We start from the raw sequence: 12,126 nt of genomic DNA, 5'->3' as shown, positions 1-12,126 counted from the left end.
TGACTCCTGGACGATGGAATAGCGGTCCTCGGGGGTGAACGTTCGTCTGGTTTTGCTCATCATTTCTGAAGTTAAAAGGACTTAATTGTTTTTACAATTTTGTCCAACTCTTCAGGGGGCTAAGACACTGAGAACCCAACGCTCGGTAGATCGCTGGGCGGTAGCTTCAATAAAGTACGGCTCAAAATCACATCCAAATGTACCGGCGAATCAGACGGAGCCCGCATTATTACCTACATCAAAATCATCAACGAGACGGTCACTCCTTCCTACATATATGACAAAGCGGATCGAGGAACCCATGAGGCTTAACGAACCGGACTGCGGACGTATCGAACCACATGAAGATCATCATATACTTCAACGCTTACGTCTACCAGTCGCCTGACGCACGTCAACAGTATAACGAAGTTACCGGCTGCGCAGTGGAGTTAACAATCCGTTGCCGTCACGTCAGTGCCTGAACCGTACCGCTACAAACAACAACAGCCCGCCGGGTCGACCCGGCGGGCTGTTGTCTAAAAGCTGGGTAGCTTATTGTTCGATAAGCTCAGCGTCGGCGAGGATGTAGTTCAGCTCGTAGATATTGTCGGCGTTCAGTTTCAACGTACCGCGGAACGTCCGGCGTTCGTCGGTCTTGAACTTCTTGCCTGATTTCTTGAATTTCAGCGATACGACGGATTCCGGACCGGCACCCCCGCAGAAGAAACAGGCGCTGTACGGGAAAGCCGACAGCACATACAGATTCGACTCCAGATCAACCGGCAGTACGTACCCGGTCAGCTCAACTGCCTTGCCATTCAACTTCTGAATAGTCGGGCCAAACGTGGGATACAGCATGTACACGGATTCCTCAGCGTACCATTTTTTCTTAAACGTAACATCGCGCAGGGCTTCCCACGAGAGTTTTACTGGTTCGGCAGTCGGCGCGCTGACTGCCGAACCAGGTTCAATCGGACGAAAGGCCGGGGCGACTACACCCACGCAAAGCAGGAGAATGAGCAATCGTTTCATGGCGTTGGGCACTTGGCTATAAAAACAGGGTAAAACTACAAAAATTATTAACTTTACTGAACGATCTATACACAAAACACCGACGTGTCAGACGTTTTCAGCAATAACAACAAAAATCACCAAGTCATTCCCTTTCGCTTCACTCGTTTGTACGTAACGATGCTGGTTACGCTCGCGGTGTTGCTGACCATCGGGCAGGGCGTGACACAGTGGCGGCTCAGAGCCGTGCAGAATGAGCTATTTATCATTCGCTACGCGGCCCTGCAGCGGCACCAGAGCCAGCAGATCGTGAAGCAGGCCCTGCAGATTGCTGACCCCGGCGAACAGACCAAACTGGCGACCAACATTGCCGAGCTTCGGCGCGTGTTCGATACGTTTGAACGCTACCACCTCGAAGGCCGGGAAGGCCGGGTATCAGACCAGAACATTACCATCCAGCTCTCGGATACGATCAGGCAGATGTACCGCGACGTTTCGCCAGAGTTCGAAGCCATTCAATCCAGCGCTCGGCGCATGATGCGGCTGCAACGGTTCGAGGAGGTCAGCCAGCCCGACGTGCAGGCCAGTCTGCAGCTGATGCTGACTAACGAAAAGCCATTTCTGCAAGAAATCGACGCGATTGTCCGCGAATATACGGCTCAGCTGCGCCGGGAACTGAACCAGATGCAGACCATCGAGCTGTATCTGTATATGTTTACGATTGTGGTGCTGCTCGGTATCGGGCTGCTCATTTTCCGGCCGGCGGCCCGCAAACTGAAACAGACACTCGCGCAGCTGATCGCGGCCGAAGCCCGCATGACGTCTGCCAATAAAAAACTGCTGAGTGCCAACAAATCCCTGAAAGAAACCCGGCAGAAACTGTTTGAGGCTACTAAGCAGCAGTACCAGAAAGAGATCGACGAGCAGAAGATCCGGACGTCGTACCTCATTGCCGGCCAGGAAGAAGAACGCAAGCGGCTGTCGAGGGAACTGCACGATGGGCTGGGGCAGATGCTGACGGCCATCAAGCTTCAGATCGAAGGCCTGGAAGCGGCACTGGCCCGCAACAGAGCCCAGACTCCGGAAGCGAACGGCCCCGCACCCTATGCTAAAAACCTCGGTACGCTCAAGAACCTCATCACGCAGACCATTCAGGAAACCCGGACCATTTCCAACAACCTGATGCCGACCGTACTGAGTGATTTCGGCGTCATTCCGGCGCTGAAGATGCTGGCCGAAAACGACCGCAGCGAAGCCATCGACGTAACGTTCGAAACGAACCTGACGCCCGATATGCCCCGCCTGAACCGGGACCTGGAAATCATGCTCTACCGCGTCACGCAGGAGGCCGTCAGCAACGCGGTTCGCCATGCCCAGCCGTCGCACGTGCACATCGGGTTGTTCGAGAAAGACAGCTACCTGCACCTGATCGTTACGGACGATGGCCGCGGGTTTAAGCCCACCAGTAAACTCCAGCGCCAGAAGGAAACCGACGACCTGCATGAAGCCCGTTCACAGGCCAATGGAACTCGTGAATCAAACAGACGGGTTTCACAAGGGTTACATAATATGCAGGAGCGGGCCAAGCTCCTTAACGCTAAATTTAAAATCAGTTCAGTGCCTGGAAAAGGCACCAAAGTACAGGTGAGCATTCCTTATCATACTCAACCCATTCATCATGACACCTACTAAATTGATGCTGGTGGACGATCACTCGATCGTTCGCGACGGTATTCGGCTCCTACTGGAACAGGCCGAAGGATTGGAAATAGTCGACGAAGCCAACGACGGCGAAGAAGCGCTGGAAAAGCTCAAGGCCCAGCGACCCGACGTCGTGCTGATGGACATTTCGCTGCCGGGCATGTCGGGCATCCAGACCACACAGGTTATCTCGCGGCTCTACAAGGGTGTTCGGGTTCTGATGTTGTCGATGCACAACAATGAGGACTACATCCTGCGATCAGTCGAGGCCGGGGCCTATGGGTATATCCTGAAGGATTCCTCGTCGGACGAAATGGTGAAGGCCATCCGGACCATTGCCTCAGGTGAGAAGTACTACAGTTCGCCCGTGGCGACCATTATTCTCAACGGCTACATGCAGCAGTTGAAGAAAGGCGAAAAACACGGCCGGGCTCAACGCCAGTCGCGCCTGTCGAAGAAAGAAAGAGAGATTCTGCAATTCCTGGTTGAGGGCATGAGCAGCCGCGAAATCGCCGAAAAATTACAACTCAGCGTTCGCACAGTCGACAACCACCGGGCCAACATGATGCGTCGGCTGCAGGTCCGTAATGCGGCCGAACTGGTCAGGATGGCCGTTGAGGATAAATTGATTTGAAACTTTCAAAATCCTGTTTACGTTTGCCCTGAAAACCGGTCTACAGCCGGTTTTTCCATTTGTATTAATCTACATAAAGTAGATAGAATTTATAAACTTAAACACCTTCAACTATGTCACTTCGCTTAGGAGACATCGCCCCGGATTTTGAGGCCGACACCACACAAGGCCACATCCGTTTTCACGAATGGCTCGGCGATTCGTGGGGGATGCTGTTTTCGCACCCCGCCGATTTTACGCCGGTTTGTACCACTGAACTCGGTCGTACGGCGCTGCTGAAAGACGAGTTTGGCAAGCGCAACGTTAAAGTAATCGCGGTGTCGGTCGACGATCTGGAATCGCACAACCGCTGGACACCGGACATCAAGGACGTAACGGGTTCGGAAGTTAACTTCCCCATTATTGCCGATGCCGACCGGACCGTGGCTACGCTATACGACATGATTCACCCGAACGCCAGCGAGAAAGCTACCGTGCGATCGGTGTTCGTGATTGGGCCCGACAAAAAAATCAAGCTGACGCTGACGTACCCTGCCTCAACGGGCCGGAATTTCAACGAGCTGCTGCGCGTAATCGATTCGCTGCAACTGACGGCCAACTACCAGGTGGCTACCCCGGCCGACTGGGAGGAGGGGCAGGACGTGATCGTGACGCCGGCCGTTCCGAACGACCAGCTGGAAGAGAAGTTTCCCAAAGGTGTTACGTTCGTGAAGCCGTATCTGCGGGTAACGCCCCAGCCGAATAAATAAGCCATGTCTTGTTTTGAACGGGTGGTTGCGCCGGCCGACCGGAAAAGCGGTTGCCGGCGCAACCACCCGTTTGTTTATGTCCATAGGCTCTAATCTCTGAACACATCGCCGGTTTCTAAGTTAGACAAGCGTTGCATAACCAAAACTTACAGAGCATTATGGCAAAGAGTAAAAACACCAATCCCGAGCATAGTGAAGGACCGGTAGCCAAGACTATCGAGAACCAAACCGCCAAGTTGCCGTCTGACCTGTTCCTGTGGTCAGCACTTGGTTCCATGGCCGTTTCGTTGTTCCTGCAGGCGCAGGGCGACCGCGAGCGCAGCCTGTTCGTGGGGCAGTGGGCCGCTCCGTTCCTGATTCTGGGTCTGTATAACAAACTGGTGAAGCTGGAAGGGAATGATTAACTGACCCCGGCTCTGCTGAATCGCAAAACCCTCGCCGGCAGCGAGGGTTTTGTGCTTATTTTTGGGCTGACAAGTTGTATCCAACTGAATGAAAGGTCGCGTTCTGTTTACTATTATTGTTCGTCGGTATGGCTGGTGGATTGCCGGGTTGCTGGGGTTAGCAGGCTTATGGCTGCTTGTTCGGCCGGCGCGCATGGTTGAAGTGGACAAGGACTGGCGCTACGTAAAATCGTTTGGCATCCGGCTGCCGATGCGCTACGGGGTTCACGGCATCGACGTATCCCGGCACAACAGCCAGATCAACTGGAAACGGGTACGGCAGATGGAGGCCGACGGCGTTCGGCTGCAGTTCGTGTTCATCAAAGCAACCGAAGGCGCTACGCTGACCGACCGGCACTTTGCCAAAAACTGGCGTGAGGCCCGGAAGTCCGGCCTGCGCCGGGGCGCTTATCATTTTTACCATCCCACGCGGGACCCGCAGAAACAGGCAAACAGCTTCATCAAACGGGTTGATCTCGAACCCGGTGATTTTGCGCCGGTGCTGGATTTTGAAGTCATCAACGGGCAGCCAAAAGATAAAGTCATTGATGGGCTCCGGCTCTGGCTCGAACTCGTGGAGGACCACTACAACGTTCGCCCGATTATCTACACCAACGGCAATCTGTACCGAAACTACATCAAAGGCAATCTGGACGATTACCCGCTCTGGATCGCCGACTACTCCAACACGCACCTCCGCGACTACAATCCCGACAAACTGTACCTCTGGCAGCACAACCAGAGCGGCTGGGTCCAGGGCATCCGTGGCCGGGTCGACTTCAACGTATTCGTGATGGAGCCCGAGCGGATGAATGAAATCTGCCTGTAGTCTGCTGGTCTTACCGTAGTGGGCCGGTTGTCAGGGGCGTAACGGGCGTTTGATCCGGAATCCGTCCCTGTAGCCGGGGCATCGATACGTTCGGCAAACGAGGCAGTACGTACCGCGCAAACAGTTTCGACTCTTCCAGGAGCGGGTAGCCCGACAGAATAAACGCCCGGATGCCCATGTCCATATAGCGGTTCAGTTTCTCGACAATCTGGTCCGGATCGCCCACCAGAGCGCCACCGGCCCCGGAGCGGGCCTTCCCGATGTCGGTCCACAACAGCGGCTCCACAAAGCCATCGGCATCGGCGTGCTGGCGCATGTCGTTCTGCCGCTTCACGCCCAGCGACCATGAACTCTGCGACTGGTTTTTCAGGGCCGCGCCACGTACCGGATCGAATTTGGACATCAGCCGTCTGGCGTAGGCACGGGCTTCGGTTTCGGTCTCGCGCACAACCAGATGGATACGCAGGCCAAAGTCAACGTGCCGACCGTAGTGAGCCGCCCGCTCCGATACGTCTTTCATGTTGTCGTAGAGCATTTCTTCGGTTTCGGGCCACATCAGGAACATGTCGCAGTAGCGGGCGCAAACGTCCCGCGCCCCGTCCGACGTTCCGCCGAAGTACAGCAGCGGGCCACCCTGCTGCTGGTAGCATTTGACGGGCGTAGCGGAGAGCGAAATTTTGCCGTAAACCGGACCGTCATGTTCGATGCGGTCGCTGGTCCAGGCCTGTTTCAGGATGTCGATGGTTTCGGCGCAGCGCTGGTAGCGGAACGTAGCGTCCTCGCGGTAGCCGGGCAGGTCGGAGTTGATAATGTTGATGGTCAGTCGCCCCTGCAGCATGTGGTCAAGCGACGCCAGAGCGCGGGCCAGCATCGGCGGGTGCAGTTCCCCGCACCGAATGGCCGTCAGCAGGCTGATCTGTTTCAGTTCGGGGGCAATACCGGCGGCAAAAGTCAGGACTTCCTGACCCACCATATAGGATGTAGGCAGCAGCAGGTTGCTGTAGCCCAACTGATCGGCGGTGAGCGCAATATCGCGGCAGTGAGCAAACGTACTGCGCCGGGCAGGGTCCAGCACGCTCAGGAATTCGGTGTCTTCTCCGCACAGGTCATCAAACCAGGCTACTTCACAAACGCGTTGCGGGGTACGGATCGCGACGGACTCAATCGGGTAAGCAAGCATTGTCGGGAATAAATAACGGCAAAATTAACGCACAAGCTTCGTTTGCATCAGCCCGTACAGAACAAATCCGATTACGGCGGCAACCCCCACGTCGCGGGCTTCGCGCCACGAACTGTTGGCGAGCAGCCAGACACACAGGCCCGCAGCCAGGATGGCGATAACCCAGCCGGCCGGTACAATAAACGTAGCCCGGTCGAGGTCAGTACGTCGGCGGAGGATGGGTAAGGCCGCGCAGATCAGGGCAAAGTACGACAAACGAATGATGGTGCTGAGGGTGAGCGCATAAATAAACGTACCACTGACGGCCAGCGCCAGCTTCAGGGCGGCCGTGAGCAGTATTGCGGTATGGGGTGTTTTAAAACGCGGATGTACGGTTGCCAGAAACGAAGGCACCTGACCTTGCTCCGCCATGGCAAACAGCAGTCGCGGACCCGTCAGCATCAGGGCGTGGAGTGTACCCAGGGCCGTTACCAGAGCGGCCACCGCAACGGCCAGGCCACCGGCGGGCCCCAGAAAGCGTTGGGCGGCATCGGCCAGCGGGCGCTCCGAACTGGCCAGGTTGGGCAACGTACCGATGCACACAAGCTGCACGGCGATAAACAGCACCGCTACCGTACCGATGGCAATCAACAGCGCGATGGGTACGGTTCGCTGAGGTTGCTGGACTTCGCCCGACGGAATGGCGGCCACGTCGAATCCTGAGAAGGTGAAGATCAGCAGTAGAACCGATTGGGAGAACGCCGGATAACCGGGCGTTTGTGGAAACGTGAAGGCATTTGCATCCATGTAGAACAACCCGACAACCGCAAACGAACCAATGGCCAGCACTTTACTGATGGTAAACACATTACTCACCCGCGCCGATTGCTGTACACCGATGTAGTTGATGGCCGCCAGGATACCAACCAAAGCCGTGATGACCGCGATCCGTCCCCAGCCCTCGCCCACAGCGGGCCAGAAGAAGGCCGCGTAGCTAACGAACAGGTTGCAGATAGACGCAAAGCTCGCAATGCGCGACACCCAGAACAGCCAGCCGACCTCAAAGCCGACCAGCGGCCCGAAAGCCGCGCGGGTGTAGAGGTAAGGGCCGCCCGTACCACTGAACCGGCTGCTGACCTCGGCAAAGCACAGGATGATGAGCGTCACGACGGCCGCACTGACCGCATAGGCCAGCAAACTGTACGTACCGACGAGCGTATAAATTTTGGCTGGCAGACCCAGAATACCGGCTCCAATGGTAATGTTGATGATAAGCGCAATGAAATCGAACGGACGGATGGCCCGAACAAGACCTGCTTCGCGGGTAGCTTCCAAGTTGGCTGACGTTAAGCAAACGGGTAAATTACAGGATTGAACGTACTGGTCAAAGACCAGCGGACGCCTTTTGCCTTTCTTATAGACGATTGTATAATCCTTTCACATAACGAATGTCCCGAAACCAATGATGAAACTGTTGAGCACACTCGCCCTTCTCCTACTTGTTCAGGTTACGTTCGGCAAGCCCCCAGGGCGTGATCCTGAACGTAATTTTGAGGCCTTTTGGCAGATCTTTCATCGGCAATACGCTCATTTTGAAACCCGGAATGTCGACTGGCAGCAGCAATACAACCGGTTCCGGTCCCGCGTAACAGCCGGCACGTCTGATGAACAGCTACTAACTATTTTCAACGAAATGGTAGCTCCGTTGAAGGATGGGCACGTAGTCATATCGCCCACGGGCGATTTGCCCGCCAGTGCGAAATACGCCCGGTTTCACAACGAGTTTCCTACCAAAGACCTTCAAAAGCAATTTCATCAGGTAACGTTGTCGGTTCTGCAGGCCAACGGATTCGGGCCGTTTGTCCGCTTTGACAGTGCGCCGTACGACATCGGCGGCTACACCCGCTCGACGGATTATGGCTACCTGCTGGTAAACGGCTTCGGTGGTATGCCGCTCGACAGGTTTTCGGCGCAGCTGGACCAGATGATCGATTCGTTCGCGGATGTGAAAGCCGTTATTATTGACATTCGTATCAACGGTGGGGGCGACCCTGGTTTCCTGAGTGCCCTGACTGGCCGTTTGACCGATGTAAAACGGCTGATCGGGTATGGGCGGACGCGGACCGGGCGGCAGCCCCACGAGTTTTCACGGTGGTCGACATACTACCTGAGTCCTCAGGCTACCCGAAGGCTGGTGAAACCCACGGTGCTGCTGACCAGCGGAGCCTCCATCAGTGCAGCCGACCACTGCGCCATGGTTCTGAAGCAGTTGCCCTACGTCCGGCTGGTTGGGGAGAATACCAATGGCATGTTTTCGAGCATGCTGGGTAAGCGTTTGCCGAATGGATGGGCGCTTTCGCTCTCTCATCAGCAATATGTCGATGCAAAACGACGCAGCTACGAAGGGGTTGGCGTACCGGTCGACGTAGAAGTTCGTCATCATCGAAGCGACTTGCAGAGGGGACACGACCCCGCTCTCGAACGAGCCTTCGAGGTACTGCGCATAGAAACGCCAGCACTCGCTCAACAAACCGTCTGTCCCGAGCAGATAGCCCTGAACTATTTTGCCGATAGTTTGCTGCCCGGAAAGGTCTACGGTGACATGGCGGGGTACTCAACCGGCTTAGTCGAAGAGGATGCAACGCTGCTTTCGCCTTTTGCGGCCCGGTGTGCCTCGCTCCAGGTATCCAATGGGCCCAACGGCCTGATGTCCCGAATCACTACGGAACAGAACCCGGATTCAACGTTTTACAGGGCTAACGTGCAGAATCGGCTTTACGTGGAATGTCCTAAATCGCTTCGGCCAAAGCGGCTATGGATATTGGGTCGACGGAAAAGTCGCCTGACGGTTTCTCACCACATTGCTATTGGCGATAAATACTACGTTCGGCTCAACCTGCACGAAGGCGCGTGGAAAGGCAAGACGGTGTTAATCGTGCTCAACACCAACGGGCAGGTCATTGAGCACTGCGCCCTGAACTACGATTACGCAAGCGGTCAGGGTTATTTGTGACGGCGATTTAACCGCGCTGTTATCGATTTGTATTGGCGGCTCGACTAGACTGGGCTACTACTCAAAGTCAGAATCTGGTAACAAGGCATCGACATCCTTACAGAGTTGCCGAAAGAGTCGTCACACGCTCTGCCCAGTTTACAAAATCGTCAACGTTCGTAAATAGCTGATCCGGCTCCAGGGTCTTCAATTGCTCAGCGTCGGCCGTTGCGGCCCAGGCTGCTGCCACCACCGGGAGGCCCACCGCACGGGAGGCCAGAATGTCGCTCGGTGCGTCGCCCACGTACCAGATGTTTGTTTTGGGGAGATCAGGCCACCGGCTCAGAATAGCCCGCATGCCGTCTACTTTTCGGGGACCATGCACCCAGCCTGTTTCGATGGCTTCGAAGTAATGAGTAAGCTGGAATTGCCGCAAAGAAATCCGTGTGCTGTGTTGGCCTTTGCCGGTTACCAAACCGAGCCGCACCTGGTGTTTCCGCAAGGTTTCGAGCAGTTGAATAATACCGGGGAAGGGTTGCGAACACATACCGTGCAGTTCCTCATAATAGCGAAGGTAACTGGCGACGCCCTGGTCAAAATGGCTCGGAACTAACGCCTGAATGGTGCCTTCTTCCGATGGTCCGAACGTAGCAATTATTTCCTCATCGGTAAGTAGCCGGTTGGCCAACGGCTCAATGGACCGCCGGAAGGCCTGAATACAAAGCGGCAGCGTATCGGCCAGCGTACCATCCAGATCGAACAGGAACGCAGCCACAACGGGGTTGTTCATAAGCGTAATCTTTACCCAAAACAGGTCAGATTACGACTGGAAATCAACGCCGGTATTGGCCGTCTCTGGTGTTAGATTGACCAACCAGCCAAAAGCCCTACTTTACCGCCTTTCTCTGCCCGAATTTTGTCCCGAAGAAATCGCCCTCGTTCCAGACGGGGCGCTGGTCAGCCTGGGCGGTCAGATAGCCGATCAGGAACTGCAACTGTACGTGTTTGGCGGCCGCGTTGTAGTTGAACGGCTGGTCGATCTCGTCCTGGGGGGAATGGTAAATCGTTGCGCGCCAGTCGAGGTTGAGTTTGGTGCCGTCGAGCTGCGGATTGCCCGTCTGCGACCCACTTTTGATGTAAATGGCCGGAATACCCTGGCGCACGAAGCTGAAGTGATCGCTGCGCATAAAGACGGCCTGCTCCGGAATCGGGTCTTTCGCAATCTGTACCCCCACGAACTTGGCCGCAGCCTCAACCTCCTTTGTCATGCTCGAATGTTCGGAGCCGTAGGGCACGATGTCGAGCAGCGGATGGAAAAAGAACGGCATGTCCAGACACAGGTTGGCGACAATTCTGTCCTGCGGAACCGTAGGGTTGCTGGCGAAGTAGTCGGAGCCCAGCAGTCCCATTTCTTCGCCGGTTACGCCGACGAAGATAATCGACCGACGGGGCGCTTTGGGCAAGGAGGCAAACAGCCGGGCCGCTTCGAGATTGATGGCCACGCCCGATGCGTTATCGTGGGCACCATTGTAGATCGAGTCACCTTTTACGGGGCGGCCAACGCCGAGGTGGTCGAGGTGGGAGACGTACACGACGTATTCGTCTTTCAATACGGGATCAGTGCCGGGCAGCATACCCATTACGTTTTCGCCAATCAGGTCGTCGCTCAGTTCGGTCTGCGTCCGGATGCGCGCTGAACTGTTGAGCGGAAACGCCTGGGGCATGCTCCGGTGGGCCACGGCCATGGCTTCCTCAAACGACTTGGCCGTACCGGTAAAGAGCGAGCGGGCGGTGGAGTCGCTCAGAATAGCCGCTGCTTTCAGGTCGGGGAACGTCCGTTGGGCCTGCCCCTGTTTGTCGACCCACCGGTAAACGGCCTGCCGGGCGCGCGGACCGGCCATCTCGATCCGCATCCGGATATCGGTCGGCAGGCTAAAGGTCAGCACCCCCACGGCCCCGTGGGCCACGGCCATTTCCTGCTTGGCCGACGAATAATAGGCCCGCTGGTTGGAGGGGAAAATGGTGGGTGCCCCGTTGAAGCAAGCCACAATTTTACCTTTTACGTCTACTTTAGCGTAGTCGTCGTAGCCGAGTTCGGGGGCCGAGATGCCAAAACCGACAAACACGATCGGCGCTTCTACCTCAGCCGTGGTTTGACTGAAGTTCGGACTGAGGATAAAATTTCGACCGTACACCAGCGGGAACTGGCGGCCATCCCGAACAAGGGCCATCGAACTGCCCGCTTCTTTCACTTGTCCTTTTCGAAGCGGAACGGCCTGCCGGTACGTACCGTTCTCGCCAGCGGGTTGGAACCCAAGCGACCGGAACTGCTGCTCAACGTACTGAGCCGCCATCTCATAGCCGGGTGTGCCTGGCTTGCGGCCCCGCAGTTTATCATCGGCCAGGTAGCGCATGTGCCCCTGAATAGCCTCAGGACGTACCGACTGGGCCGCTTTCTGGGCTTCGACGGGTAGGGTAGAGGGGACGGGCTGCGCGAGAACGGTACACCAGCCCAGGCCGGTGGTAAGGAGTAAAGTGAGTCGTTTGATCGGGAAATGGAAAGCCATTCGACGGGATGATCTGGTTGCCGGAAACCTTAAAAGTACAAAATACCCGTCGAAAGTGA

Annotated in this window: 11 protein-coding genes; 6 read left to right on the top strand and 5 right to left on the bottom strand. The window is 56.0% G+C overall.

Annotation, left to right across the window (positions count from 1 at the left end; translation table 11 throughout):
* Nucleotides 1-534: 534 nt before the first annotated feature.
* Nucleotides 535-1,014 (bottom strand): DUF3299 domain-containing protein, encoded by a 480-nt coding sequence (locus DYU11_RS24410; RefSeq protein WP_119670338.1) that lies wholly within the window; start codon nucleotides 1,012-1,014, stop codon nucleotides 535-537.
* A gap of 159 nt (nucleotides 1,015-1,173) precedes the next feature.
* Here DYU11_RS24410 and DYU11_RS24405 point away from each other — a divergent pair, with 159 nt between their 5' ends.
* The 5 genes from DYU11_RS24405 (at nucleotide 1,174) to DYU11_RS24385 (ending at nucleotide 5,349) form a co-directional block, all read left to right on the top strand.
* Nucleotides 1,174-2,685, top strand: a complete 1,512-nt coding sequence (locus tag DYU11_RS24405) for a sensor histidine kinase (protein WP_229366015.1) — start codon at nucleotides 1,174-1,176, stop codon at nucleotides 2,683-2,685.
* Complete coding sequence (locus DYU11_RS24400; protein WP_510186203.1) at nucleotides 2,672-3,328, top strand: response regulator transcription factor; 657 nt, start codon at nucleotides 2,672-2,674, stop codon at nucleotides 3,326-3,328. The genes DYU11_RS24405 and DYU11_RS24400 overlap by 14 nt, the downstream gene beginning before the upstream one ends.
* 113 nt (nucleotides 3,329-3,441) lie before the next feature.
* Entirely contained in the window at nucleotides 3,442-4,077 is a 636-nt protein-coding gene (locus DYU11_RS24395; protein ID WP_119670335.1) for a peroxiredoxin, read from the top strand.
* A gap of 158 nt (nucleotides 4,078-4,235) precedes the next feature.
* Nucleotides 4,236-4,481, top strand: a complete 246-nt coding sequence (locus DYU11_RS24390) for a hypothetical protein (protein ID WP_119670334.1) — start codon at nucleotides 4,236-4,238, stop codon at nucleotides 4,479-4,481.
* A gap of 88 nt (nucleotides 4,482-4,569) precedes the next feature.
* Complete coding sequence (locus tag DYU11_RS24385) at nucleotides 4,570-5,349, top strand: glycoside hydrolase family 25 protein (protein WP_199736777.1); 780 nt, start codon at nucleotides 4,570-4,572, stop codon at nucleotides 5,347-5,349.
* Nucleotides 5,350-5,359: 10 nt separating this feature from the next.
* Here the strand turns inward: DYU11_RS24385 and DYU11_RS24380 are convergent, their stop codons facing one another.
* Both DYU11_RS24380 and DYU11_RS24375 read right to left on the bottom strand, forming a co-directional pair.
* The gene (locus DYU11_RS24380; RefSeq protein ID WP_119670333.1) at nucleotides 5,360-6,529 is read right to left on the bottom strand and encodes an LLM class flavin-dependent oxidoreductase; all 1,170 of its coding nucleotides are present in this window, start codon (nucleotides 6,527-6,529) and stop codon (nucleotides 5,360-5,362) included.
* Between the two features lie 24 nt (nucleotides 6,530-6,553).
* The gene (locus DYU11_RS24375; protein WP_119670332.1) at nucleotides 6,554-7,843 is read right to left on the bottom strand and encodes an APC family permease; all 1,290 of its coding nucleotides are present in this window, start codon (nucleotides 7,841-7,843) and stop codon (nucleotides 6,554-6,556) included.
* Nucleotides 7,844-7,970: 127 nt separating this feature from the next.
* Here DYU11_RS24375 and DYU11_RS24370 point away from each other — a divergent pair, with 127 nt between their 5' ends.
* The gene (locus DYU11_RS24370) at nucleotides 7,971-9,521 is read left to right on the top strand and encodes a S41 family peptidase (RefSeq protein ID WP_119670331.1); all 1,551 of its coding nucleotides are present in this window, start codon (nucleotides 7,971-7,973) and stop codon (nucleotides 9,519-9,521) included.
* A 97-nt stretch (nucleotides 9,522-9,618) separates the two neighbouring features.
* Here the strand turns inward: DYU11_RS24370 and DYU11_RS24365 are convergent, their stop codons facing one another.
* Together DYU11_RS24365 and DYU11_RS24360 are read right to left on the bottom strand one after the other, a co-directional pair.
* Nucleotides 9,619-10,290: an HAD family hydrolase gene (locus DYU11_RS24365; RefSeq protein ID WP_119670330.1), complete on the bottom strand. Its 672-nt coding sequence runs from the start codon at nucleotides 10,288-10,290 to the stop codon at nucleotides 9,619-9,621.
* Nucleotides 10,291-10,387: 97 nt separating this feature from the next.
* Nucleotides 10,388-12,067 (bottom strand): M28 family metallopeptidase, encoded by a 1,680-nt coding sequence (locus tag DYU11_RS24360; protein WP_119670329.1) that lies wholly within the window; start codon nucleotides 12,065-12,067, stop codon nucleotides 10,388-10,390.
* Between the last annotated feature and the right edge of the window lie 59 nt (nucleotides 12,068-12,126).

The sequence above is a fragment of the Fibrisoma montanum genome, assembly GCF_003583365.1.
Lineage (GTDB): Bacteria > Bacteroidota > Bacteroidia > Cytophagales > Spirosomataceae > Fibrisoma > Fibrisoma montanum.
Note: the sequence above shows the minus strand (reverse complement) of the source record. Positions and strands in the feature narration are given on the sequence as shown.

Excerpts from the sequence above, each read along its gene's own strand:
- DYU11_RS24365 (WP_119670330.1), bottom strand. The coding sequence starts at position 10,290 with ATGAACAACCCCGTTGTGGCTGCGTTCCTGTTCGATCTGGATGGTACG.
- DYU11_RS24410 (WP_119670338.1), bottom strand. The coding sequence starts at position 1,014 with ATGAAACGATTGCTCATTCTCCTGCTTTGCGTGGGTGTAGTCGCCCCG.
- DYU11_RS24360 (WP_119670329.1), bottom strand. The coding sequence starts at position 12,067 with ATGGCTTTCCATTTCCCGATCAAACGACTCACTTTACTCCTTACCACC.
- DYU11_RS24370 (WP_119670331.1), top strand. The coding sequence starts at position 7,971 with ATGATGAAACTGTTGAGCACACTCGCCCTTCTCCTACTTGTTCAGGTT.
- DYU11_RS24390 (WP_119670334.1), top strand. The coding sequence starts at position 4,236 with ATGGCAAAGAGTAAAAACACCAATCCCGAGCATAGTGAAGGACCGGTA.
- DYU11_RS24395 (WP_119670335.1), top strand. The coding sequence starts at position 3,442 with ATGTCACTTCGCTTAGGAGACATCGCCCCGGATTTTGAGGCCGACACC.
- DYU11_RS24380 (WP_119670333.1), bottom strand. The coding sequence starts at position 6,529 with ATGCTTGCTTACCCGATTGAGTCCGTCGCGATCCGTACCCCGCAACGC.
- DYU11_RS24400 (WP_510186203.1), top strand. The coding sequence starts at position 2,672 with ATGACACCTACTAAATTGATGCTGGTGGACGATCACTCGATCGTTCGC.
- DYU11_RS24385 (WP_199736777.1), top strand. The coding sequence starts at position 4,570 with ATGAAAGGTCGCGTTCTGTTTACTATTATTGTTCGTCGGTATGGCTGG.
- DYU11_RS24405 (WP_229366015.1), top strand. The coding sequence starts at position 1,174 with ATGCTGGTTACGCTCGCGGTGTTGCTGACCATCGGGCAGGGCGTGACA.